General features: G+C 65.7%; 22 protein-coding genes, 2 tRNA genes and 1 pseudogene. 14 read left to right on the top strand and 11 right to left on the bottom strand.

What is annotated here, in order from left to right; translation table 11 throughout:
* Window positions 1-93 precede the first annotated feature (93 nt).
* Window positions 94-210, top strand: a pseudogene (locus G6N68_RS32240) (LuxR C-terminal-related transcriptional regulator); the annotation flags it as partial.
* Window positions 211-385: 175 nt separating this feature from the next.
* Entirely contained in the window at window positions 386-1,450 is a 1,065-nt protein-coding gene (locus G6N68_RS22215; protein ID WP_163718867.1) for a GGDEF domain-containing protein, read from the top strand.
* Between the two features lie 16 nt (window positions 1,451-1,466).
* Here G6N68_RS22215 and G6N68_RS22210 read toward each other — a convergent pair whose 3' ends face one another.
* From G6N68_RS22210 to G6N68_RS22190, 5 genes are all read right to left on the bottom strand, one after another.
* Entirely contained in the window at window positions 1,467-2,129 is a 663-nt protein-coding gene (locus G6N68_RS22210) for an LpqN/LpqT family lipoprotein (protein WP_205351408.1), read from the bottom strand.
* Window positions 2,126-2,482, bottom strand: coding sequence for an arsenate reductase (glutaredoxin) (gene arsC / locus G6N68_RS22205; protein ID WP_163716998.1), 357 nt, complete (start codon window positions 2,480-2,482; stop codon window positions 2,126-2,128). The genes G6N68_RS22210 and arsC overlap by 4 nt, the downstream gene beginning before the upstream one ends.
* Window positions 2,483-3,463, bottom strand: a complete 981-nt coding sequence (locus G6N68_RS22200; protein WP_163716995.1) for a ribose-phosphate diphosphokinase — start codon at window positions 3,461-3,463, stop codon at window positions 2,483-2,485.
* A gap of 98 nt (window positions 3,464-3,561) precedes the next feature.
* Window positions 3,562-5,025 carry a bifunctional UDP-N-acetylglucosamine diphosphorylase/glucosamine-1-phosphate N-acetyltransferase GlmU gene (gene glmU / locus G6N68_RS22195; protein ID WP_163716992.1) on the bottom strand — a complete coding sequence of 488 codons (1,464 nt, stop codon included), beginning with the start codon at window positions 5,023-5,025 and terminating at the stop codon, window positions 3,562-3,564.
* A gap of 90 nt (window positions 5,026-5,115) precedes the next feature.
* Window positions 5,116-5,187 (bottom strand) — tRNA-Gln (locus tag G6N68_RS22190).
* A gap of 502 nt (window positions 5,188-5,689) precedes the next feature.
* Here G6N68_RS22190 and G6N68_RS22185 point away from each other — a divergent pair.
* From G6N68_RS22185 to G6N68_RS22140, 10 genes are all read left to right on the top strand, one after another.
* The gene (locus G6N68_RS22185) at window positions 5,690-6,283 is read left to right on the top strand and encodes a TetR/AcrR family transcriptional regulator (protein ID WP_069418729.1); all 594 of its coding nucleotides are present in this window, start codon (window positions 5,690-5,692) and stop codon (window positions 6,281-6,283) included.
* 125 nt (window positions 6,284-6,408) lie between these two features.
* The gene (locus tag G6N68_RS22180; RefSeq protein ID WP_163716989.1) at window positions 6,409-6,672 is read left to right on the top strand and encodes a hypothetical protein; all 264 of its coding nucleotides are present in this window, start codon (window positions 6,409-6,411) and stop codon (window positions 6,670-6,672) included.
* Window positions 6,673-6,768: 96 nt separating this feature from the next.
* Complete coding sequence (gene mfd, locus G6N68_RS22175) at window positions 6,769-10,398, top strand: transcription-repair coupling factor (protein ID WP_163716986.1); 3,630 nt, start codon at window positions 6,769-6,771, stop codon at window positions 10,396-10,398.
* Window positions 10,399-10,408: 10 nt separating this feature from the next.
* Window positions 10,409-11,491, top strand: a complete 1,083-nt coding sequence (locus G6N68_RS22170; protein ID WP_163716983.1) for a nucleoside triphosphate pyrophosphohydrolase — start codon at window positions 10,409-10,411, stop codon at window positions 11,489-11,491.
* Between the two features lie 193 nt (window positions 11,492-11,684).
* Window positions 11,685-12,416, top strand: coding sequence for a lytic transglycosylase domain-containing protein (locus G6N68_RS22165; protein ID WP_163718865.1), 732 nt, complete (start codon window positions 11,685-11,687; stop codon window positions 12,414-12,416).
* Window positions 12,417-12,521: 105 nt separating this feature from the next.
* Complete coding sequence (eno, locus tag G6N68_RS22160) at window positions 12,522-13,811, top strand: phosphopyruvate hydratase (RefSeq protein ID WP_163716980.1); 1,290 nt, start codon at window positions 12,522-12,524, stop codon at window positions 13,809-13,811.
* A gap of 11 nt (window positions 13,812-13,822) precedes the next feature.
* Window positions 13,823-14,518, top strand: a complete 696-nt coding sequence (locus G6N68_RS22155; RefSeq protein WP_163716978.1) for an FtsB family cell division protein — start codon at window positions 13,823-13,825, stop codon at window positions 14,516-14,518.
* Window positions 14,511-15,008 carry a DUF501 domain-containing protein gene (locus G6N68_RS22150; RefSeq protein ID WP_163716974.1) on the top strand — a complete coding sequence of 166 codons (498 nt, stop codon included), beginning with the start codon at window positions 14,511-14,513 and terminating at the stop codon, window positions 15,006-15,008. Before G6N68_RS22155 ends, G6N68_RS22150 begins: the two co-directional genes overlap by 8 nt.
* Complete coding sequence (locus G6N68_RS22145) at window positions 15,001-15,960, top strand: Ppx/GppA phosphatase family protein (RefSeq protein ID WP_163716970.1); 960 nt, start codon at window positions 15,001-15,003, stop codon at window positions 15,958-15,960. Before G6N68_RS22150 ends, G6N68_RS22145 begins: the two co-directional genes overlap by 8 nt.
* A 335-nt stretch (window positions 15,961-16,295) precedes the next feature.
* Window positions 16,296-16,589: a hypothetical protein gene (locus G6N68_RS22140; RefSeq protein WP_163716967.1), complete on the top strand. Its 294-nt coding sequence runs from the start codon at window positions 16,296-16,298 to the stop codon at window positions 16,587-16,589.
* A gap of 193 nt (window positions 16,590-16,782) precedes the next feature.
* Here G6N68_RS22140 and G6N68_RS22135 read toward each other — a convergent pair whose 3' ends face one another.
* The 6 genes from G6N68_RS22135 to G6N68_RS22110 form a co-directional block, all read right to left on the bottom strand.
* Window positions 16,783-18,297, bottom strand: a complete 1,515-nt coding sequence (locus G6N68_RS22135) for a sensor histidine kinase (RefSeq protein ID WP_163716963.1) — start codon at window positions 18,295-18,297, stop codon at window positions 16,783-16,785.
* Between the two features lie 7 nt (window positions 18,298-18,304).
* Complete coding sequence (locus G6N68_RS22130; RefSeq protein WP_163716960.1) at window positions 18,305-19,078, bottom strand: response regulator transcription factor; 774 nt, start codon at window positions 19,076-19,078, stop codon at window positions 18,305-18,307.
* Between the two features lie 184 nt (window positions 19,079-19,262).
* Window positions 19,263-19,547 carry a WXG100 family type VII secretion target gene (locus tag G6N68_RS22125; protein ID WP_079220028.1) on the bottom strand — a complete coding sequence of 95 codons (285 nt, stop codon included), beginning with the start codon at window positions 19,545-19,547 and terminating at the stop codon, window positions 19,263-19,265.
* Between the two features lie 32 nt (window positions 19,548-19,579).
* The gene (locus tag G6N68_RS22120; protein WP_163716957.1) at window positions 19,580-19,876 is read right to left on the bottom strand and encodes a WXG100 family type VII secretion target; all 297 of its coding nucleotides are present in this window, start codon (window positions 19,874-19,876) and stop codon (window positions 19,580-19,582) included.
* 60 nt (window positions 19,877-19,936) lie between these two features.
* Window positions 19,937-21,112 (bottom strand): PPE family protein, encoded by a 1,176-nt coding sequence (locus G6N68_RS22115; protein WP_163716954.1) that lies wholly within the window; start codon window positions 21,110-21,112, stop codon window positions 19,937-19,939.
* Between the two features lie 62 nt (window positions 21,113-21,174).
* The gene (locus G6N68_RS22110; RefSeq protein ID WP_163716951.1) at window positions 21,175-21,990 is read right to left on the bottom strand and encodes a PPE family protein, SVP subgroup; all 816 of its coding nucleotides are present in this window, start codon (window positions 21,988-21,990) and stop codon (window positions 21,175-21,177) included.
* A gap of 360 nt (window positions 21,991-22,350) precedes the next feature.
* Here G6N68_RS22110 and G6N68_RS22105 point away from each other — a divergent pair.
* Both G6N68_RS22105 and G6N68_RS22100 read left to right on the top strand, forming a co-directional pair.
* Window positions 22,351-22,424: transfer RNA gene (locus tag G6N68_RS22105), tRNA-Leu, on the top strand.
* Window positions 22,425-22,610: 186 nt separating this feature from the next.
* Window positions 22,611-23,765, top strand: a complete 1,155-nt coding sequence (locus G6N68_RS22100; protein WP_163716948.1) for an acyl-CoA dehydrogenase family protein — start codon at window positions 22,611-22,613, stop codon at window positions 23,763-23,765.
* The last annotated feature ends 148 nt before the right edge of the window (window positions 23,766-23,913 follow it).

The raw sequence follows: 23,913 nt of genomic DNA, 5'->3' as shown, positions 1-23,913 counted from the left end.
TGCGCGCAGCCGTCGACCCGAAACCGCGCGGTTTCGCCGATGTATTGCGTAGGTTGCGAGGCCGATGCTGGCTACCATGAGCCAACACGCGGAGGCGCTCGTCTTTTCATCTCGCCCCGCACCGTGCAGAGTCACTTAACCCACGTTTCCGCGAAACTCGGCTTAGACTCACGGGTGCAGTTGGTCCAGGAGGCAGGTCGGCACGTCTGACGCCAGTCGTCGCTGCGCAAGTCCTGGGCGCCGAGCTGCGCCCATGCGCAAATCTTTGGATTGCTATGAATTGCGCGCGGGCGCCGACCGACAAAAGCAGCGATGTGCCACGATTTGTGTGTCTAAGTAACGGCGAGAATCTGTGGTAGCGACGGGGAGCCAAACATTGATCGAGATGCTCCGCCGATGGTGGCGGCCCGATCAGTACGACTGGCTTTCCGGATACCTCGGGGCACGGGGTGTGAGCGGCATCACTCGCGCCGTGATCGCGGCCATTGCCGGCTCGATGGTGTTGTGTTTGCTCGTCCTCCTCATCGGCTCAGACGGTCCGCGCGGCACGGTGGGGGTCACCATGACCTGGATCGCGGTCGCGTTGGGAGTGGTCGGGGCCTTGCTGTGGATTTGGCGTTGGCCAAGCCGCATGCAGTCGGTGCTCTTCGCAGGGTTGTGCAACCTCGCCGTCGCGTTGGCGTGTCTGGCGCACCAGGACCCACTGGCCTCGCTGATCGGGTGTACCGCGTTTGCCACGTTCGGCGCGTACATCGCGTTCTTTCACAACGCCGGATTTGTGCTGTACAACTTCACGGTTGCGGCCGTCGTCGCAAGCTACGAAGCCGCACGGCTGGCCGCAGCGGGGCACCCCTCCTTGGCTGGGGTGGACCTATGGCTGGTGGTCGAGGTCAACATCGCCCTGCCGCTGGCGATCGCGGTCCTGGTCCGCGCCTTGGCGGGTGATCTGCTGCGCGCCGACCGCGATCCGTTGACCGGGCTGCTCAACCGCCGGTCCTTTCAGCGCAACGCGCTGGGGATGATGCTGGCCCGTCGGGGTATCGACTCTCACATGGTGGTGTTGCTGATCGATCTGGACGACTTTAAAGGGCTCAACGACTTGCGCGGCCACGCCGCCGGCGACAACGCCCTCGTCCAGGTTGCGCAGTCGCTGCTGGCCGCCGCGGGTGATCGGGCGGTCGTCGCGCGTACCGGCGGCGAGGAATTTATTCTCGCCGGCACTTCGGCGGGTTGCAACGCTGTGCCGTTGGCGGGTCAGATGTGCCGTACGATCGCGGCCTCAGCCGCCGGGGTCACCGCCAGCATCGGCACCGCTTGTGCTCGTCTTGATGACACCGTTCCCAGCGAACACCAGCCACTGCTCGACAAGTTGATCGCCACCGCGGACGCCGCGATGTACGAGGCGAAGCGGTTGGGCGGCAATCGCGCTCAACACCACGAGCTCTGTTGATGCCCGTTCCGCCGGACTACTTACGGGCGACTACGAATCCGCGAATGATCGTCTCGATGTCCGCCGCCTCCGGCGCCGCCTGGGCGGCGAGGCTGGTGATGGTCAGCTGAACCAGGAACTTCTCTTGCGCCGGCCCCGGGCTGGTGGGGATCACGATCCGGTTCCAGGTATGCAGGCGCTGGCCATCGAGGTCGTAACTGCCCTGCAGCATCGACGACGGAAAACCATTGAAGTCCGCGGAAGACTCGTCGAGTTTCCTGAAGTTTTCGAATAGGTACGCATCGGCGTTGCCGTGTCTGGCGACTTCGGCCGGGTCGAATGTTCCGGTCATCGTGAAGACGACCAGCCTTGCCGTCGGATACTTGCGGCCCTTCGAGATCAACACCGTTTCCGGTGGGATGTTCGGATTGGTAAACCGTTCCCAGCCCGGAGGCGTCGGAATGGACACCGTCAGGCCGGGCAGCGAGTCGGGCGCCACTTGATGCCCGCCGACACCGATGCCTTCCAGATACTTCGACAGGGGGACGGGCTTTTCGGTCGTCGTAGGCGCGCTGGTCTGCGAGCTGGGCGTCAAGATCGTCTGGTAGTCGGGAACTTTCGGCCCGCAGGCCACGGCGGAGCCGGTCAGGACGGTCAAAGCTGCAGCGGCGGAGATGCGTGCTAAAGCCCGTGTTCTCACAGAATCTCGCGTACTGTGTCGATCGGCCTCGCCAGCCGCGTGCCCTTCGGCGTGACGACGAATGGTCGCTCGATCAGGATGGGGTGTTCGGCCATCGCATCGAGCAACTCGTCATCGGTTGCGTCGGCCAAATTGAGTTCGGTGTAGAGGGATTCGCGTTTGCGAACTGCGGTCCGCACGTCGATGCCGGCGTCGCGGATCATGACTTCGAGTTCGTCCCGGGACGGCGGCGTCTTCAGATACTGCACCACCGTGGGCTCTATGCCGTTGTCCCGCAACAAGTCCAAGGTCTTGCGGGACGTGCTGCATTTCGGGTTGTGGTAGATGACCGTTTTGCCCTGGCTGGCAGCCATCTATGCGTCTCCGTCGAAAAGTCCGGTGACGGACCCGTTTTCGAAGACGGCCCGAATCGTGCTGGCCAGCAGCGGGGCAATGGACAAGACGGTGAGCTGAGGGAACCGCTTTTCTTCGCTGATCGGCAGCGTGTTCGTGACGATCACTTCCCGGGCGCCACAGGCGGCTAACCGCTCTGCCGCCGGATCGGACAGCACCCCGTGCGTCGCCGCGATGATCACGTCGCTGGCTCCGTCATTGTGCAGTAGCTGAACAGCGCCGGCGATGGTGCCGCCGGTGTCGATCATGTCGTCGATCAGAACGCAGGTCCGGCCGGCGACCTCGCCGACGACGCGGTTGGATACCACCTGATTGGGCACCCGCGGGTCCCGAGTCTTGTGGATGAAGGCCAGCGGGACGCCGCCCAGGGAGTCTGCCCACTTTTCGGCGATGCGCACGCGGCCGGAATCGGGCGAGACCACGACCATGTTGCTGTCGGGGTAATTGTCTCGGATGTAGCCGGTCAGCAGGTTCTGCCCGCGCATGTGGTCGACGGGCCCGTCGAAGAACCCCTGGATCTGGTCGGTGTGCAGGTCGACGGTCACGATCCGGTCCGCGCCGGCAGTCTTGAGCAGGTCTGCGACCAGTCGGGCCGAGATCGGCTCGCGCCCGCGGTGCTTCTTGTCCTGGCGAGCGTAGGGATAGAACGGCATGACCGCGGTGATCCGTTTGGCGCTGCCGCGTTTCAGCGCGTCGATCATGATCAGCTGTTCCATCAACCAACGGTTGACCGGCCACGGGGACGACTGCAGGACGAAGGCATCGCAGCCACGGACCGACTCGTGGAAGCGGACGAAGATCTCGCCGTTGGCGAACTCGCGAGCCGTCTGTGCGGTGACGTGGACGTTGAGTTCTTTGGCGACCTGTTCGGCGAGCTCAGGGTGAGCGCGGCCGCTGAACAGCATCAGGTTTTTGCGGTTGTCAGTCCAGTCGTGGCTCAACGTGCTGCCCTCGCGATATCAGGGGAGATAAGGAATCAAAAAAGGGATTGAATTGGTGAAAGCAGGCCCTATCGTAGCGGGGTTTGCTCAAAACCCGGTCACGGTGTCTGGTCCGGGCCGGGTTGCTGCTCAGCCTCCTCGGCCGCCCGCGCGGACGGGGTGCCCGGTCGCTTGCGCTGGACCCACTTCTCGATATTGCGCTGCGGACCTGCGGATATGGCCAACGCTCCCGGTGGGACGTCCTCGCGGACCACGGTTCCGGCGCCCGTGTAGGCGCCGTCCCCGACGGACACCGGAGCCACGAACATGGTGTCCGAGCCGGTCCGCACATGGGAGCCGATCTTGGTGCGGCTCTTGTTCACGCCGTCGTAGTTGACGAAGACGCTGGAGGCGCCGATGTTGCTGTGCTCGCCGATGTCGGCGTCGCCGACGTAGGTCAGGTGCGGCACCTTGGTGCCGGTGCCGATCGTGGAGTTCTTGGTCTCGACGAACGCGCCCAGCTTGGCCTCGGCGCCCAACACCGTCCCGGGCCGCACAAAGGTGAACGGGCCCACTGTGGCGCCGTCGCCGATCGACGCCGATGCGCCGTGGGTGCGGCAAATGGTGGCGTTGTCGCCGACGGTGACGTCGGTCAGGGTGGTGTCCGGACCGATCTCACAGCGACCGCCGATCTGGGTCTTGCCCAGCAGTTGGGTGCCCGGGTAGATGACGGTGTCGCGGCCGATGGTGACGTCTACGTCGATCCAGGTCGTAGCGGGATCGATCACGGTGACACCGGCCAGCTGGTGGGTGGACACGATGCGTCGATTCAGCTCGGCGCCCAATTCGGCGAGTTGGACGCGGTTGTTGACTCCGGCCACCACCGCGCTGTCGTCGAGGTGGCTGGCGTGGACGGCGTGGCCATCGCGGCGCAGGATCGCGACGACGTCGGTGAGGTAGAGCTCCTGCTGGGCGTTGTTGGAGCTCAGCTGGCCCAGCGCGGAGCGCAGCGGGGCGATGTCGAAGGCGTAGACGCCGGTGTTGACCTCGCGGATCTCGCGCTGCGAGGGGGTGGCGTCGGTCTGCTCGACGATCGCCATCACTTCGTTGTCCTGCGTGCGCAGGATGCGGCCGTAACCGTAGGGATCGTCGAGGGTGGTGGTCAGCACCGTGACCGCCGCCGAGGCGGCGCTGTGGGTGGCGATCAGGTCGGCCAGGGTGTCGGCATCCAGCAGCGGTGTGTCGCCGGCGGCCACCACCACGATGCCGGAGTAGTCACTGGGCAGCGCGGACAACCCGCACAGCACCGCGTGCCCGGTGCCCAGCGGCTTGTCCTGTAGCGCCACGTCGATCGTGCGTCCCAGCTTTTCGGCCAGCTCGCTGACCAGCGGGGAAATGCGCTCGTGGTCGTGGCCCAAAACCACCACCAGGTGCTGCGGCGCGAGCTTGGTCATCGCGTGCAGAGAGTGCGACAGCATGCTGCGCCCGCCCAGGGTGTGCAGGACCTTCGGGGTGTCTGACCGCATTCGGGTGCCGGGGCCGGCCGCTAACACCAGGACTGCGGTGTCACCACGAAACGCCATGTCTTCCTCTCTTGACCGCGAGCGTGCGTGTCCGCTCGACGACACGCCGTCCAGCCTGACATTTCATGCACGCTCGCGGCAAAAAGCGTGCTCCGTCGCCAGGACTCGAACCTGAACTATCTGAACCAAAATCAGAGGTGCTGCCGATTACACCACGACGGATTGTGAGCGGCGGGCTGCTGAGAGCCTGCGCTTCACCATGAGACTTTAGTCGGACGACGATGCGGGCCGCGTGCGGCCGGAGGAGGAGTCCGACAATTGGGTCCGGTCGGACGACGATGCGGGCCGCGTGCGGCCGGAGGAGGAGTCCGACAATTGGGTCCGGTCGGACGACGATGCGGGCCGCGTGCGGCCGGAGGAGGAGTCCGACAATTGGGTCCGGTCGGACGACGATGCGGGCCGCGTGCGGCCGGAGGAGGAGTCCGACAATTGGGTCCGGTCCAATCACCCGGCCGGCCGCCGGCGAAGCGTCCTGACGTACTAACGCGACGTCACGAGCCTGTAATCCTGCAGGGAATGTTCGAGTGGGGACCTGCGAAATTACAGGCTCAGATGGTGACACCCGGCGGGATGTGAGACGGCGATCCGATCACCGGCATACGCTGGTGCCGTGGCTGAGCCGCTCAAGGGTCCGGAAAAGGAAATTCGGGCTCCGCGCGCCAGGATGACCGGCAGCGAACGCCGACACCAACTCATCGGCATCGCGCGATCCCTGTTCGCCGAACGCGGCTACGACGGCACCTCGATCGAAGAGATCGCGCAACGTGCCAACGTGTCCAAGCCGGTCGTCTACGAGCATTTCGGCGGCAAGGAAGGCCTCTACGCCGTGGTGGTGGACCGGGAGATGTCCGCCCTGCTGGACGGCATCACGTCCTCGCTGACCAACAACCGGTCCCGGGTGCGGGTAGAACGCGTCGCGCTGGCTTTGCTCACCTACGTCGAGGAACGCACCGACGGTTTCCGCATCATGATTCGGGACTCGCCGGCCTCGATCAGTTCCGGGACCTACTCCAGCCTGCTCAACGACGCCGTCAGCCAGGTCGCATCCATCCTGGCCGGCGACTTCGCCCGCCGGGGACTGGATCCCGACCTGGCTCCTCTCTATGCCCAGGCGCTGGTGGGTTCGGTGTCGATGACCGCGCAATGGTGGCTCGACACCCGCGAACCCAAAAAAGAAGTGGTTGCCGCGCACCTGGTCAACCTGATGTGGAACGGCCTGACTCATCTGGAAGCCGATCCGCGCTTGCAGGACGAGTAACCCCTTCGAGCGCCGAGCGCGCAAGAAGAACGCAAGCGCACGGTGTTGTGATCGGTAGCAGTCCGGCGGCAGTTACCTGCTAGGCAGGCGGTCCGGACGGGATAGACAGCACCGGAGGAACCAACATGAACCGAGTACGACGCATCTTCCCCCTCGTCGCGGCAGGAATCGCAACGGCGGCCATAGTGGCCGCACCGTCCGCGACGGCCGATCAAGGCAACTGCCCCCGCCTGCAGGCGTGCACGACCTGGTGTCCGGGTGACCCCAACCCGGCGGGTCGGCCCGTCCCGTGGGATGGCGGTGTCTGCCACGAGTACTACTGGGACTCCTACGGCGTCCATGACGTCGGCAACGGCGCCTTCTACTCGTGGGCGACGATGCCCTGGTAGCTCACGGTAGGGGCCCGGTTGCAGGCGAGCCCGCGGGCTGGTCGGCTGCGCCGGGCTCGGAAGCGGCACAATCAGCGCCCTTAGAATGGGCGAATCATGACCGCACCGGGGGCTGCTAGCCCAGATACCCCGATCGCGGGGCTCCTCGACTTGGCGCTCTCCGCGCCCACCTTTCAGCATCTGATCGAGCGCGCCTCCGATCGACCCGACGAATTGGCTCTGGTAGGCCCTGCCAGCGCACGCCTTTTCGTGGCCGGAGCACTGGCTCAGCAAGGCCCGCTGTTGGTGGTCACCGCCACCGGGCGAGAAGCCGACGACCTCGCCGCCGAACTACGGGGCGCCTTCGGCGAGGCGGTGGCGGTGTTCCCATCGTGGGAGACCCTGCCGCACGAGCGGCTCTCGCCGGGCGTGGACACCGTGGGGACCCGGCTGATGGTCCTGCGGCGGCTGGCCCACCCCGACGACACCAGGCTGGGCCCGCCGCTGCGGGTGGTGGTGACGGCCGTGCGCTCGCTGTTGCAGCCCATGTCGCCGCAGCTGGGCCTGATGGAGCCGATCGCCCTGACCGTCGGCTTGGAGATCGACTTCGAGGAGCTGATCGCGCGTCTAGTCGAACTGGCCTACACCCGAGTGGACATGGTGGGCCGGCGCGGCGAATTTGCCGTTCGCGGTGGGATTCTGGACGTCTTTCCCCCGACTGCGGAACATCCGGTGCGCATCGAGTTCTGGGGTGACGAGATCACCGAGATGCGGATGTTCTCGGTCGCCGACCAGCGCTCGATTCCCGAGCTCGACGTCGACACCGTGATCGCCGTCGCCTGCCGGGAAATGCTGCTTACCGACGAGGTGCGGGCACGGGCAGCCGAACTGGCCGCCGACCATCCGGTGGTCGGCGATGTGGTGACCGGCAGCGTCTCCGACATGCTGGCCAAGATCGCCGAGGGGATCCCGGTCGACGGCATGGAGGCGTTGCTTCCGGTGCTTCGGCCCAGCGCTCAGGCGCTGCTCACCGACCAGCTTGCCGACCGGACGCCAGTGCTGGTGTGCGACCCGGAAAAGGTCCGTACCCGCGCCGCCGACCTGATCAAGACCGGCCGGGAATTCCTCGAAGCGTCCTGGTCGGTCGCCGCGATCGGCGGCGGTGCGCCCGTCGACATCGAGCAACTGGGCGGCTCTGGCTTTGCCGAACTCGACGAGGTCCGCGCCGCTGCGGCCCGGGGCAACCATCCCTGGTGGACCTTGAGTCAGCTTTCCGACGAGTCGGCCGTCGAACTGGACATCCGGGCGGCGCCGTCGGCCCGCGGGCATCAACGGGACATCGACGAAATTTTCGCCATGCTGCGCGCCCATGTCGCGGGCGGCGCCTATGGCGTGGTGGTCGCGCCCGGCACCGGGACCGCGCATCGCGTGGTCGAGCGACTGGCCGAGTCCGACACCCCCGCTGGGTTGTTGGAGCCGGGCGCCAAGCCCAAACCAGGTGTCGTCGGCGTGCTCAAGGGCCCGCTGCACGAAGGTGTCGTCATTCCCGGGGCCAACCTCGTCGTCATCACCGAGAGCGACCTCACCGGCAGCAGGACGACGAACGCGGAAGGCAAGCGGCTGGCGGCCAAGCGTCGCAACACCGTCGACCCGCTGGCGCTCACCGCCGGCGACCTGGTGGTGCACGATCAGCACGGCATCGGCCGCTTCGTGGAGATGGTCGAACGGACCGTCGGCGGCGCCCGGCGCGAGTATCTGGTGCTCGAGTACGCGTCATCCAAGCGTGGCGGCGGCTCCGACAAGTTGTACGTCCCGATGGATTCGCTGGATCAGCTGTCGCGGTACGTCGGCGGCCAGGCGCCCGCGCTGAGCAAGCTGGGCGGCAGCGACTGGGCCAACACCAAGACCAAGGCGCGCCGCGCCGTGCGCGAGATCGCCGGTGAGCTGGTGGCGTTGTACGCAAAACGTCAGGCCAGCGCCGGACATGCGTTCGCTCCGGACACCCCGTGGCAGGCCGAGATGGAGGACGCGTTCGGCTTCACCGAGACCGTCGACCAGCTCACCGCGATCCAAGAGGTCAAGGCCGACATGGAGAAGCCGATCCCGATGGACCGCGTGATCTGCGGCGACGTCGGCTACGGCAAGACCGAGATCGCGGTGCGGGCGGCGTTCAAGGCGGTTCAGGACGGAAAGCAGGTCGCGGTGCTGGTGCCGACGACCTTGTTGGCCGACCAGCACCTACAGACCTTCAGCGACCGGATGGCGGAGTTCCCGGTGACCGTCAAGGGACTGTCCCGATTCACCGACCCGGCCGAGTCGCGCGCGGTCATCGAGGGGTTGGCCGAGGGGACGGTGGATGTCGTGATCGGCACGCACCGGCTGCTGCAGACCGGTGTGCGCTGGAAGGACCTGGGCCTGGTCATCGTCGATGAGGAACAGCGCTTTGGCGTCGAACACAAGGAGCACATCAAGTCGATGCGCACCCACGTCGACGTGCTGACCATGAGCGCGACGCCGATCCCGCGCACCTTGGAGATGAGCCTGGCAGGCATCCGTGAGATGTCGACCATCCTGACGCCACCCGAAGAGCGCTACCCGGTGCTGACCTACGTGGGCCCCCACGACGACAAGCAGGTCGCGGCGGCGCTGCGGCGCGAGCTGCTCCGCGAGGGGCAGGCCTTTTATGTGCACAACCGGGTCAGTTCGATCGACCGGGCGGCCGCCCGGCTGCGCGAACTGGTGCCGGAGGCGCGGATCGTCGTCGCCCACGGGCAGATGCCGGAAGAGCTGCTGGAACGCACCGTGCAGGGATTCTGGAACCGGGACTACGACATCCTGGTCTGCACCACCATCGTGGAAACCGGGTTGGACATCTCCAACGCCAACACCTTGATCGTCGAGCGCGCCGACACCTTCGGCCTGTCGCAGCTACATCAGCTGCGCGGGCGAGTCGGCCGCAGCCGCGAACGCGGGTACGCCTACTTCCTCTATCCGCCGCACACCCCCCTGACCGAGACCGCCTACGACCGGTTGGCGACCATCGCGCAGAACAACGAATTGGGCGCGGGCATGGCCGTGGCGCTGAAGGACCTCGAGATCCGCGGCGCCGGCAACGTGCTGGGCGTCGAGCAGTCCGGGCACGTCGCCGGGGTCGGGTTCGACCTTTATGTGCGGCTGGTCGGTGAGGCGGTGGAGGCGTACCGGGCGGCCGCGGACGGCGAGGTGGTGAGCAGTCCGCAAGAGCCCAAGGATGTGCGGATCGATCTGCCCGTCGACGCGCACCTGCCGCCGGACTACATCGCGAGCGACCGGTTGCGGCTCGAGGCCTACCGGCGCCTGGCCGCAGCCCAGGACGACGCGGCCGTCGGCGCCGTGGTCGATGAGCTGATCGACCGTTACGGCGCATTGCCGGAACCCGCCCGACGCTTGGTCGCGGTGGCTCGGCTGCGGCTGCTGTGCCGGGCCGCCGGCGTCACCGAGGTGTCGGCCCCGTCAGCGGCGACGGTGCGCCTGGCGCCGATGAATCTGCCCGATTCGGCCCAAGTGCGGCTCAAACGGATCTATCCGGGCGCGAACTACCGGGCCACCACCGCTACCGTGCAGGTTCCCATCCCGCGTGCTGCCGGCGGAATTGGCGCTCCGCGCATCCGTGACGTCGAACTGGTGCAGATGGTTGCCGATTTGCTGACGGCGCTGGCCGGTAAACCGCAGCAGGATATTGGTATGACGAAAGCATCCAGTGAATAGTGGGCAAGCGATGATCGTCGTCTTGGTCGACCCACGCCGCCCCTCGCTGGTGCCCGTCGACGCCATCGAGCTGCTCAGCGGGCCGGTGCAATACACCGAGGAAATGCCGATCGCGGTTCCGTGGTCGCTGCCCGACGCGCATCCGGTGCATATGGGCGAGGATGCGCCGGTATTGCTGTCCTCCGATCCTGACCACCCGGCCGTGGTGGCCCGCTTGGCCGCCGGAGCTCGATTGATCTCGGCGCCCAGCCCCCAGCGCGGCGAACGCGTGCTCGATGCGGTGGCGATGATGGACAAGTTGCGCACCAACGGACCGTGGGAAAGCGAACAAACCCACGACTCCTTACGTAGGTATTTGCTGGAGGAAACCTACGAGTTGTTGGACGCCGTTCACAGCGGCAATGTCGACCAGCTGCGGGAAGAGCTCGGCGACCTATTGCTTCAGGTGCTTTTCCATTCGCGCATCGCCGAGGACGCCGCGCAGTCGCCGTTCAGTGTCGACGATGTCGCTGACACCCTGATCCGCAAACTCGCCAACCGCGTGCCGGGAGTCCTTGCGGGCGAGAATATTTCGTTGCAGGACCAGCTGGCGCAGTGGGAGGAAGCCAAGGCGCTGGAGAGGTCGCGCAAGGCGCATCACTCGGTATTGGATGACGTGCACACCGGTCAGCCGGCATTGGCGTTGGCGCAGAAGGTAATTCAGCGGGTAGAGCAGGCGGGACTGCCCGCCGAGTTGATACCTGAAGAGATCACCTCGATTTCGGTGTCGGCCGATGTCGATGCGGAAAACACGCTGCGGACAGCGGTTTTGGACTTCGCCGAGACGTTACGTGCGGCGGAGGCGGCCATTGCCGCCGCGCGCCGCGGCGACAGCGTCGCAGAGGAGTTGGATGTGACCCCACTGGGCGCCATTGCTCCCGAGGAGTGGCTTGCCCATTGGCCGTCAGTGGTTGCTGAACGCTTGGACGAAGGGGCGGGGGTCGAGGGCGCTGCGGTCACCGAAGATGTCGCCGAAGCGCCGGAAAGCCCGGAAGCTGCGGAAGCCCGCAAAGAGTCTCGCGGCGGGTCGAAAAAGCGCAAAGGTCGCCGCTAGGAATCATGTCGATGTTTGCGGAGGATATTTTCCCGCTGGTTAACCGTGTCAATGCAATTGCCGAGTTTGCTGGCAGCAAATCGGTAATTGTTTGAAATTCGTGAGATTTCTGGGTGGCGCGGGCCGTATTCACCCGGGGGAACTTCGCGCTCATGGGACGATGGCAGGACTCGAGCTGGTACAGGGGAGTGTTTTGTCGCCGAGACGTTGGTTACGCGCGGTCGCCGTGATTGGGGCTACCGCGATGCTGCTGGCGTCTAGTTGCACCTGGCAGCTCAGCCTCTTCATTCCCGAAGGTGTGCCGCCTCCTCCCGGCGATCCGGTGCCTCCGGTTGACACCTACGCCGCGGGTAGGCCCGCCGATCAGTTGCGGGAGTGGGCGGAGCTGCGCGCTCCTGCCTTGGAGATGCCGGTCGTGGCCCTGGAGGCCTACGCCTATGCCGCGCGGGTCGCCGAGGTGGAGAACCCGAAGTGTCATCTGGCGTGGACCACCCTGGCAGGCATTGGGATGGTTGAGAGCCACAACGGCACCTACCGAGGGGCAACGATCGCGCCGGATGGGAAGGTGACGCCCCCGATCAGAGGGGTACGCCTCGATGGCACGGGGGGAAATCTCCGGATCGTGGATACCGAGGCGAGCGAACTGGCGGGCGAGGAGGCCCTCGAACGGGCGAAAGGGCCCATGCAGTTCATCTCTGAGACATGGCGCCTATACGGGGTTGATGCCAACAACGACGGCGTCGCAGACCCGGACAACATCGATGACGCCGCCCTGTCGGCTGCGGGTTATTTATGTTGGCGCGGAAAGGATCTCTCGACGCCGCGGGGGTGGATCACCGCGCTGAAGGCCTATAACAACTCCGGCGTTTACGCGCGAGCGGTGCGGGACTGGGCGACCGCCTATGCGGCGGGTCATCCGCTGTAGAAGGATAGATCGCTACCAAGGCTTTACGCTAAGGCGCTAAAGCGCTAAGGGCAGCCCGGGGGCCGCCAGCAACTAGGACGCAGCTAGAAGGTAAAGGAGAACCCAGTGCCGATTATCGAGCAAGTCGGGGCCCGCGAGATTCTCGATTCCCGCGGCAACCCGACGGTCGAGGTCGAGGTGGCGCTGATCGACGGAACATTCGCGCGTGCCGCCGTGCCTTCGGGTGCGTCGACCGGCGAACACGAAGCCGTCGAGCTGCGCGACGGCGGTGACCGTTACGGCGGCAAAGGCGTCAAGAAGGCCGTACAGGCCGTGCTCGACGAGATCGGCCCGGCGGTGATCGGGCTCAACGCCGACGACCAGCGACTGGTCGACCAGGCGCTGGTCGACCTCGACGGCACGCCGGACAAGTCCAGGCTGGGGGCCAACGCGATCCTGGGCGTCTCGTTGGCGGTGGCCAGGGCTGCGGCGGATTCCGCGGAGTTGCCGCTGTTCCGCTACGTCGGCGGGCCGAACGCCCACATCCTGCCGGTGCCCATGCTGAACATCCTCAACGGCGGCGCCCACGCCGACACCGGAGTCGACGTCCAAGAGTTCATGATCGCGCCGATCGGGGCGCCCAACTTCGCCGAGTCGCTGCGCTGGGGTGCCGAGGTGTACCACTCGCTCAAGTCGGTGTTGAAGAAGGAGGGGCTGTCCACCGGGCTGGGTGACGAGGGCGGCTTCGCTCCGGACGTGGCGGGCACGACCGCCGCGCTGGATCTGATTTTGCGGGCCATCGAGTCTGCGGGGTTGAAGCCCGGTTCCGACATCGCGCTGGCCTTGGACGTCGCGGCCACCGAGTTCTACACCGACGGCACCGGTTACCGCTTCGAGGGCTCGGTACAAACGGCCGAGCAACTGACCGAGTTCTACGCCGGCCTGCTGGGCTCCTACCCGCTGGTGTCCATCGAAGACCCGCTGTCCGAGGATGATTGGGACGGCTGGGTCTCTTTGACGGCTGCAATCGGGGACCGGGTGCAAATCGTCGGCGACGACCTGTTCGTCACCAATCCCGAACGCCTCGAGGAAGGTATCGACCGGGGTGCGGCAAATGCGTTGCTGGTCAAGGTTAATCAGATCGGGACGCTGACCGAGACGCTCGATGCGGTTGCGCTGGCGCACCACAGCGGGTACCGCACGATGATGAGCCACCGCAGTGGTGAGACGGAGGACACGACGATTGCCGATCTGGCGGTGGCCGTCGGCAGCGGACAGATCAAGACCGGTGCGCCGGCCCGCAGTGAACGCGTCGCCAAGTACAACCAGCTGTTGCGGATCGAACAGGCGCTGGGCGACGCGGCTCGCTACGCCGGAGACCTGGCTTTTCCGCGCTACACGCCGGACCCGAAATAGGCTGAAATAGCTTGGCGCCCAAGTCCGACCCGAAACGTCGCGGCCCGGCCTCGCGGCCGGGGAAGGCTGGCGACTCGGGTCGCGGCCGTCGCTTCAACAAACCCTCGCCGGCGCCCCGCGCGAGCCGCAATGGCGCCCAAAGCGTGCAGGAGCATGTCGTTGAACCGATCAAGCGGTCGATCAGCGAATCGCTGGAGCAGCGGTCGGAGCAGCGGCTGGGATTCACGGCCCGACGAGCGGCGGTGCTGGCCGCGGTGGTCTGCGTGCTCACGTTGACCATCGCCGGGCCGGTGCGCACATATTTCGCGCAGCGCACCGAGATGGAGCAACTGGCGGCCACCGAAGCCGCGCTGCGCAGCCAGATTGCCGATCTGGAGCAGCGCAAGGGCCAGTTGTCCGACCCGGCATACATTGCGGCGCAGGCTCGTGAGCGTCTGGGATTCGTCAAGCCTGGGGACATTCCGATTCAGGTTCAGCTACCGCAGGTTTCCCCGTCGCGGGCGCCAGGGGCGGAGGAGCCGGCACCGACCAAGAACGACCCCTGGTACACCGCCCTGTGGCACACCATTGCCGATACGCCGCACCTTCCTCCCGCCGCCGTTACGCCGACGCCCCCCGCGCCCGAGCCGGGTGGACCGGATTTGGGGCCGGGGGAAACGGTGCCGGGCGGATCGGTGCCCGCCAACCCGACGACGCCCGGTGGTTGATCCCGCCGACCTGGAGGCGGTGGCTCATCAGCTCGGCCGCGCGCCTCGCGGAGTGCTTTCCGTCGCTTACCGGTGCCCCGACGGCGCACCGGGAGTGGTGAAGACCGCACCGAGACTTCCTGACGGCACACCGTTTCCGACGTTGTACTACCTGACGCATCCGGCTCTGACGTCGGCGGCGAGCAGATTGGAGACCACCGGCCTCATGCGTGAGATGACCGAGCGCTTAGGGAGGGATCCCGAGTTGGCCGCCGCTTATCGGCGGGCGCACGAGTCGTACTTGGCGGAGCGGGATGCGATCGAGCCGCTGGGGACCGGGGTGTCGGCCGGTGGGATGCCCGATCGGGTCAAGTGCCTGCACGTGTTGATCGCGCATTCGCTGGCCAAGGGGCCCGGGGTGAACCCTCTTGGTGACGAGGCGGTGGCGCTCTTGGCCGCAGAACCTTCGACGGCCGCGATGCTGACGGGGGAGTGGCGCCGAGATGGCTGAGAAGGCCAAGCGACTCGCCGGTATTGACTGCGGGACGAATTCGCTGCGGTTGCTTATTGCCGACGTCGCCGACGGCGTCCTGCGCGATGTGCACCGGGAAATGCGAATTGTGCGGCTGGGGCAGGGAGTTGATGCGACGGGCGAGTTCGCCGACGCCGCGATTGAACGAACCAGGGCTGCGCTGAGTGACTACGCGAGGTTGTTGCGGACGCACGGTGTTGAACGGGTGCGGATGGTCGCGACTTCCGCCGCACGCGATGTGGCCAATCGCGATGTTTTCTTTGCGATGACGGCAGAGGTGCTGGGCGCGGTGATTCCCGGCTCGGTGGCCGAAGTGATCACCGGCGCCGAGGAAGCGCGGTTGTCGTTTCGTGGTGCTGTGGGTGAATTGGACAGTGCCGAAGCTCCTTTCGTGGTTGTCGACTTGGGTGGCGGGTCCACGGAGATCGTGCTCGGCAAGTCGGGTGACGAGGTCGTGGCGAGCTACTCGGCCGATATCGGCTGTGTCCGGTTGACCGAGCGCTGTCTACACTCTGATCCGCCCACGTCGGATGAGGTGGCCGCGGCGCGGGGCGTGGTGCGTGAAAAGCTCGATGCCGCACTGCAAGTGGTGCCTGTCGAGGAGGCCCGGACCTGGGTGGGCTTGGCCGGGACGATGACTACCTTGTCTGCATTGGCACATGAGATGCCTGTGTATGACTCTGCCGCCATTCACCTTTCGCGGGTGTCGGGCGATAGGCTGACGGCGGTCTGCGAGGGATTGATCGGCATGACTCGGGCCGAACGTGCCGCCCTGGGGCCGATGCACGAGGGCCGGGTGGACGTAATCGGTGGCGGTGCAATCGTTGTCGAGGAGTTGGCTCGTGAACTGCGTGCCAGGGCGGGCATCGATGAGCTGATCGTCAGCGAGCACGACATCTTGGATGGCATCGTGCTGTCCCTTTGCGACTGAGTCACGTCTGCCACTTGCGTCTCCGTTCCGGGCGGGTGGGCTCGTGCCCGGCTTGTAGCGACAAGTGCATGCTGGCGGTGGTCGGTTTGCGATGAGTCACATTCGTCACTTGCGTCTCTGTTCCGGGCGGGTGGCTTCGTGCCCGGCTTGTAGCGACAAGTGCGTGCTTGGCAGTGTCGCTTGGGGGTGAGTCACATTCGTCACTTGCGTCTCTGTTCCGGGCGGGTGGCTTCGTGCCCGGCTTGTAGCGACAAGTGCGTGTTACTGCCAACCGTCAGATCGATTGTGCAGCAATGGTTCAAGTCCATGTCAGACCCCTATGCGAATGTCTTGACATGACCAGACAACTACGAGGGATCGAGCTTCGTTACGTGCTTACGTTGCACCTGGCGCTGCATGGGCCGGCGACCGTCGCGGAAATGATCGATGTGCTGACGTATTACGGCTTCAGCGTTCGCGGCAGGCCATCCAAGGCCATTTCTGACGCTTTGCGTTGGGAGGCGGGACGAGACCGGGTGCGGCGGCTAAAGCGCGGTCGATACGGGCCAGGGTGCATACCGCGCGGTACTGAACATCGAATTCATCAGCGAGTGCTTGCGTTGCGGGAGGCGGCAAAGGAATTCGCGTGAGTTCGGCGAGTTGGCCCCCGCACCGGAGATGCATGTGACCCGGGTGATTTCGGCCTGGTGCGGTCGCTGTTGTCGCTACAAGCCGGGCACGAAGCCACCCGCCCGGAACAGAGACGCAAGTGACTCCTGTGACTCGCGCGCAGCAGAACCACGCCAGGGGTCGAGCCCGCTACGGTCTTCTGACGGCAGCCGGCTAGTGGACGTCCAGAGCCGGTTGCCTGATCATGGGCAGCTGGACTCGAAAGACGGTGCGGCCGTTGGCGGATTCGGCGCTCACCGTCCCCCCGTGCGCTTTAACGATCGAACTAACGATGGCCAGACCCAACCCGTGGCCGGCGCCATTGGATCGCGCCTTGTCAGCGCGGACGAACCGCTCGAACAGGCGAGGTAGGACCTCGGGGTCGATGTCGGGCCCGTCGTTGGCAACCGTCAGCTCCGCATAGGAGCCGCCGGAACCGTCGGTGTGGCACGTGATTCCGGTGGTGACGGTGACATCGGGCGGTGTGTGCACCCAGGCGTTGGTCAGCAAGTTACTGACGAGCTGGTGCAACCGTGCGTGATCCCCGTTCACCCAGACCGGCTCGTCGGGCAACTTCTTTACCCACTTGTGGGTCGGCGCCGCGACGGCGGCGTCATTCACCGCGTTGAGGACGAGGTCGTTGAAGTCGAGGTCTTCGGTCTGCAGATCCTCACCTTCACCCAGGCGTGAGAGCAGCAACAACTCGTCGACCAACGACGCCATCCGACGCGCTTCCGACTCGATGCGCGCCAGCGCATATTCGGTGGTCGGTGGCAGGTCCGAACTGTCCTGACGGGTCAGTTCCGCATATCCCTGAATGGCCGCCAGCGGCGTCCGCAGCTCGTGACTGGCATCGGTGATGAACTGCCGCATCCGCAAGTCGGAGTCGACGCGGTGTTGTAGCGCACTATCGACGTTGTCCAACAACCGATTCAACGTGTGACCGACGATTCCGACCTCGTTGTCCGGATCGGTGTCTTCCGGCCGCACCCGCACGCTGATCCGGTGGTCGTCGCCCGCAAGCGGCATCGCGGCCACTTCGGCGGCGGTGGCAGCGACTCGTCGCAACGGGCGCAGGGCATAGCCCACCACCCAAATGGTCAGCGCGGCTGTGATCACCAGCGCGGCCACCACCAATACCGTCGTGGTGAGGTTCTTACGAGCAATGATCTGGTCGGTCACGGCCATCGACACACCAACGACCAGGCGGTCAGAGCCGGCCACCCGGCTGTCGACCTGGTAGGAGCCCAAGCTGCCCAGCCTCTCAACGCGAGATGGCCGGTCATTCCAGGTCATCGACTCGATGGCTTGGATGACATCGGGCGGCGCGGGTCGCGGTTCGTCCTCGGAGAAGACGGCCGAAGCGATCACCTTGCCGTCACGGATCACCGCTATGAGGTTGCCGGGCGTCTGGCCGGTGAACTCCAGCAGAGCCTGGGAGATGGGTGGAGTCCCGGTGTGTATCGACGTGTGCTCGCCGTTGCGGTACCGGGCATACGCGTGGCTGAACGCATGCATGGATTCGGCCACCTCCGCTTCGTCCACTGCGGTGACATAGCCGCGCAGACTCAGAACGGAGACGACCCCGACGGCCCCCAACACCACGGTGACGACCATGAGCACGCCCAAGAGCAGCTGCTGGCGCAGCGAACGGGGCAGCCACCGGGGCGTATTTCGGTGCCCCGTCATGGGGGGCTCATTCCGGGGGTCGGAGCATGTACCCAATCCCGCGCACCGTGTGGATCATCGGCTCCCTGTCGGCGTCGATTTTCTTCCTTAAGTAAGAAATGTACAGGTCGACGATGCTGGTGCGGCCGGCGAAATCGTAGTTCCAAACCCGGTCGAGGATCTCGGTGCGGCTCAGTGCACGCCGCGGATTGCGCATGAGGAACCGAAGCAGTTCGAACTCGGTCGAGGACAGCGGAATCGGTGTACCGCCACGGGTGACCTCCCTGCTGGCCGCGTCGAGCTTGAGGTCGCCGACCTTGAGGGATTCGTCGGCGGGCGGGGCCAGGTGGTTCGACCGGCGCAGCAGTCCGCGCAGCCGAGCGACCAGTTCTTCGAGGCTGAACGGCTTGGTCATGTAGTCGTCGGCGCCCGCGGTCAGGCCGGTGACCCGGTCCATCACCGAGTCGCGCGCGGTGAGGAACAACGTGGGTGTGTACGAGTCGGACTCGCGGACACGTTGCAGGATCTGCAGCCCGTCCACGTCGGGCAGCATGATGTCGAGGACCAGCACGTCGGGGGAGATCCGCTCGAACTTGCTGATCGCTTCCCGCCCGTTGTGGGCGATCTCGACGTCCCAACCCTCGTAGTGCAGGGCCATCTTGACCAGGTTGGTCAGGGCCGGTTCGTCGTCAACCAGCAACACCCGGATAGGTGAACCGTCAGCACGGTTGATCCGGGGCAACTGGCCCAGAATGGCTTGGCGGGGACGCTGACTGCGCGCATATCCAGACATGGCGGTCATATTCGTAGACTCTTTCAAGCGCACATGCGGTTGTCACGAAGTTCATAGATTTCTCAAATGCTTCGCGTGGCGGGTGGGCTCGCAGCAACCCGTACGCGCGCTTCGACGCGGCCTTCGGTGTCGCGGCAAACAACAACGTGGCCGCACACCGGAGTGTGCGGCCACGTTGGTCAACGCGTGTGGGTCAGGCCCAGCTGGAGCCCACGGCGCTGTCGGTCTGCGCCATGTTCTGGCCGGCGGCCTGAACCTTCTGGCCGTGCTGGTTGGCCTGCTCGTAGATCACCTGGAAGTTGCGACCCAACTGGGTGATGAACTCCTGGCAAGCCACCGAACCGGCGCCACCCCAGAAGTCGCCAGCGGCCAGCACATCGCGAACGATGGCCTGGTGCTCTGCTTCCAACGAGGCAGCCTGGGCCCGGATCAGGGCACCGTGGGCGTCGACGTCGCCGAACTGGTAATTGATGGTCATTGTGATTGTTCTCCTGAGTCTTCGGGCCGGGGTTAGCTGCTGAGGATCTGCTGCGAGGCGTGCTCTTGCTGCTCGTAGTGGTTGGCGTCACGGATCAGGCCGTCACGCACGCCGTGGAGCATGTTCACGATGTTGCGGAACGCGGTGTTCATCTGGCCCATGGTGTCCAACGAGGTAGCCGAGGCCAGACCACTCCAGCCAGCACCCGAGATGTTCTGCGCGGACGCCCACATGCGACGGGCCTCGTCCTCGACGATCTGGGCGTGAGTCTCGAAACGGCCCGCCATGTCCCGCATAGCGTGCGGGTCGGTCATGAAACGCGTGGTCATGCTGTCTCCTTATCTCGAATTTGGTTTTGAACTTCTAGTAGTGGTTGTTACTTCAGGGCGTTAGACAACGACCTGCTTGGGCATAACGATCGGCTTGAAGCCGTACCGCGGTGCCGAACCGACGCCGGCACCCTTGGCGGCGGCAGCCATGCCCGGCATCCCGGCCATGACACCACCCTGCGCCGCGGCTTCCTCGGGAACCGTCCAGCCGCTGCCCGCCAACGCCGTACCGGCGTTCGCGGCGACGGGGGCGGCATTTGCCCAGCTGGCCGGCACCGAAAGGCTTCCGACCAGGGACGCCTCGCCCAGGGCGGCGCCGACGCCCGCTGCTTCCACATCGCCGGCCAGGCCCGCCGCGGCTGCCCCGGCAGCAATGCCCGCACCCTCGGCGATCTCCTCCGCCACCACCGGCGTGCTGCCGGCGAGGGTGTTCGCCAGGAAGATCGCCGTGGGGATAGCGGACATGACCCACCATGCCGTGGTGTTGATGGCGCTGTTGATGATGTTGGCGATGAACGCCTCGCCCAACACTTCGTCAATGACCGGAAGGATGTCCATCACGCCCGCCGCGTCGAGAGCCGAAGTGACCGGTGCAGCCAGTTGCGAAATTGCCGTCGGCAACTGGGTGATCAGGTCGACAACCGATTGCGTCGCGGGTGACACCGAGGCGGCGGCGCCGACGGCGGCGGCCTGGGCTACGGGGCCGGCAGGGTTGGTGTTCGGCGTAGGGGGCTCCAGCGGTGCCAATGCACTGGCGACGCCGGCCGCGGCCGCGTAGGTGTACATCGCTAGGGCGTCCTGGGCCCACATCTCCATGTAGAGGGCCTCGGTAGCCAGAATCGCGGGTGTGTTGATGCCCAGGAAATTGGTCGCGACCAGTGCCGCCAGTTGGGCCCGGTTGGCCGCGATGACTGGCGGGGGAACGGTGGCGGCGAACGCTGCCTCGTAGGCGGCCGCGGATGCCATGGCCTGTACGCTCGCCTGCTCCGCCGCTCCAGCGGTGTAGGTCAGCCAGGCGATGTAGGGCTGGGCGGCGGCAGCCGCGGAAAGCGACGCCGGACCAAGCCACAGCTCACCGGTGAGCTCGGTGACCACAGACTCGAAACCGGTTGCGGTGGAGGTCAATTCGGCGGCCAGGCCACTCCATGCCGACGCGGCTGCGAGCAGCGGGCCGGCACCCGCGCCGGAGTACATGAGCGCGGAGTTGACTTCTGGCGGCAAAGCGGCGAAATCCATTGTGTATCCCCGTTCTTATTAGGTTTGACTCAAGTTGTTGATGGTGCGGAATGGGCTGGTGCTTAGACCGTGGCGAGCTTCGGCATGACGATTGGCTTGACGCCGTAGCGCGGCGCACCGAAGCCGGCGCTGTTGCGCGCCGCGTTGGCCAGACCACCGGGGAAGAGCATCCCGGGCGAGCCCGCCGCCGGGGCGGCGGTGAATCCGGCACCGGTGAGTGCCGCGGGAGTCGTGCTCGAGACCAGGGTCGCGCCTGCCCAAGCGGGCGGCACCGAGAGTGCGCCAACCGCGCCGGCCGTACCGATCCCGGCCGCGACTGCGCCACCTTCGGCTGCGGCGGCTGCCGCTCCCAGTTCACCCAAAGCCAAATCGCCGCCGATAGCGGCATCGGCCGCCGCCGCCTCTTCGGCGGGAAGCAGACCACCGCCGGCAAGGCCGACCAGCACGGATGTGGCAGAGGCCCAGTTGCCGGCGCCGATGTTGAGGATGTTGGCGATACCGCCGGAGAACTCGTCCGGGAAGACGTCACCAAACGCCTGGGTAAGTGCCCCCGCGTCGGCGGCGAACCCGTCGAACGGCGAAATGGCCGCGGCCTGGTTGATCTCTTCCGTGGCCTCGTAGGTACCGGCGCTGATCCCCAGCGTGTTCACGAATTGGTCGTGGATTGCGGCGGCTTCGGCGCTGATTTGCTGGTAGAGAGTCCCGTACGCGGCGAACAGCGAGGCCTGCAACGTCGACACCAGGTCAGCGGCGGCCGGAGCGATCGCGGTGGTGGGGGCCGCGGCGGCCGCGTTCTGAGCGGTGAACGTTGTGCCAAGAGCACCCAGCTGTGTGGCCGCAGCGGTCAGCTCTTCGGGCAATATCTGCAGGAATGACATCCGTTGCTCCTTAAGTGTGAAACATTGCGACCTGTAATCCCCCAGGCCGACCCTGTGTGTTTGCGTATTAGCCCCTGTGCGTTGGCGTAACGCTAATCAGCCGCGGGACCAGATTCCTGGCCGAAGTGCGCTGGGTGACGGACGTTTACGGCGTTTTAACTCGCGTGCGAGCTGTGTTAACGCGTTATTGGCGGGCGACATAGACCTGTCATATGCGTGAGGCCCCGCAGCACCCCTTGTTCGGGCGCGGCGCGCGATCCTACACAGATCACGAATAGAACGCATGTCGGCCTCAGAGGGGGCTCGGAGGGGGGAGGGGAGGTCCCGTACGTGACGTCGGCGCGCTAGATTCGCCGCCGAGCCCCCATAGCCCAATTGGCAGAGGCAGCGGACTTAAAATCCGTCAAGTGTCGGTTCGAGTCCGACTGGGGGCACTGGAAAAATGTCCTGGTAGAAGGCCATTCGCGTTAGTTGGTGAGTAGGTGGCTTCCTAGCCGGCTCGGAGCGACGATATGGCTACTTCGCGGCGGGGCCTAACCCATCGGACCTCATAGCCGCCTCCGACATTGCGCATAAGGTTCAGTAGGTGGCCCAAGCGCCTCGGATCGCTCAACGCGAGAATGAACAGCATGACCCGGCCGCTGTTCAATGACGACCACGAGCAATTTCGGGCTACCGTCGCCCGTTTCATAGCCACCGAGGTGGCTCCCCACTACGAGCAGTGGGAACACGACGGGCGCATCGACCGCTCGATGTTCGCCGCTGCCGGCGCACACGGCATGTTGCTGTTCGAGACTCCGGAGCGGTTCGGCGGTGCCGGTGTGGATGACTTCCGGTTCAACACCATCCTCAACGAGGAGTTCGCCAGGTCCGGCTATGCCTCGGCCGGGTTGGGCTTGGTGCTGCAGAACGACGTGGTGGCCCCATACCTGACCGATCTGACCACCGAGGAGCAGAAGGAGCGCTGGCTTCCCGGAGTGACCAGCGGCGAACTGGTCGTCGCCATCGCCATGACCGAGCCCGGGGCTGGCAGCGATCTGTCGGGCATCAGCACCCGCGCGGTCCGCGACGGCGACCATTACGTGATCGACGGCTCCAAGACGTTCATCTCGAATGGTCAGAACTGCGATCTCGTCGTGGTGGCGGCCCGCACCGGCGAGGACCGGCACCGGGGCCTCTCGCTCTTCGTCGTCGAGGCCGGCGCCCCCGGTTTCGAAAAGGGGCGCAACCTCGACAAGCTCGGACTGCATGGACAGGACACCAGCGAGCTGAGCTTCACCGGTGCCCGCGTTCCAGCCGCCAACCTGCTCGGCGAAGAAGGTGCCGGCTTCTACCAGCTGATGCACAACCTGCCCCAGGAACGGTTGTCGCTCGCCGTCACGGCCGTCGCCGCCGCCGAGGGAGTGCTCGCCACCACCCTGGAATACGTCAAGCAGCGCACCGCCTTCGGCAAGCCCGTCGGCTCCTTCCAACACAACCGGTTCCTGCTGGCCGAACTGTCCACCGAAGTGGAGATCGCCCGGGTGTTCATCGACCACTGCGTGGAACTGCACACGCGCAAAGAGCTCAGCGCCGCCACTGCCGCCAAGGCGAAGTGGTGGACCACCGAACTGCAGGTCCGCGTCGCCGACCGCTGCCTGCAGCTGCATGGCGGCTACGGCTACATGCGCGAGTACCCCGTGTGCCGGGCCTTCGCCGACGCCCGTATCCAGACCATCTATGGCGGTACCACCGAGATCATGAAAGAGATCATCGGCAAAGACCTTGGGTTGTAACGCGGAAACCACCACCACGTCGGCCATGATCAACAAGGAGATGGCGTTGCGCTCTCCTGCCATGGACCCGATCGCGGCGCTCACATAAGAAACGCTGGCGCGCCGCGAGGTCATCTGGCATCCCGACGTCATCGAGCGCATCGGCAAC

This window comes from Mycobacterium bourgelatii (genome assembly GCF_010723575.1).
Classification (GTDB): domain Bacteria; phylum Actinomycetota; class Actinomycetes; order Mycobacteriales; family Mycobacteriaceae; genus Mycobacterium; species Mycobacterium bourgelatii.
Note: the sequence above shows the minus strand (reverse complement) of the source record. Positions and strands in the feature narration are given on the sequence as shown.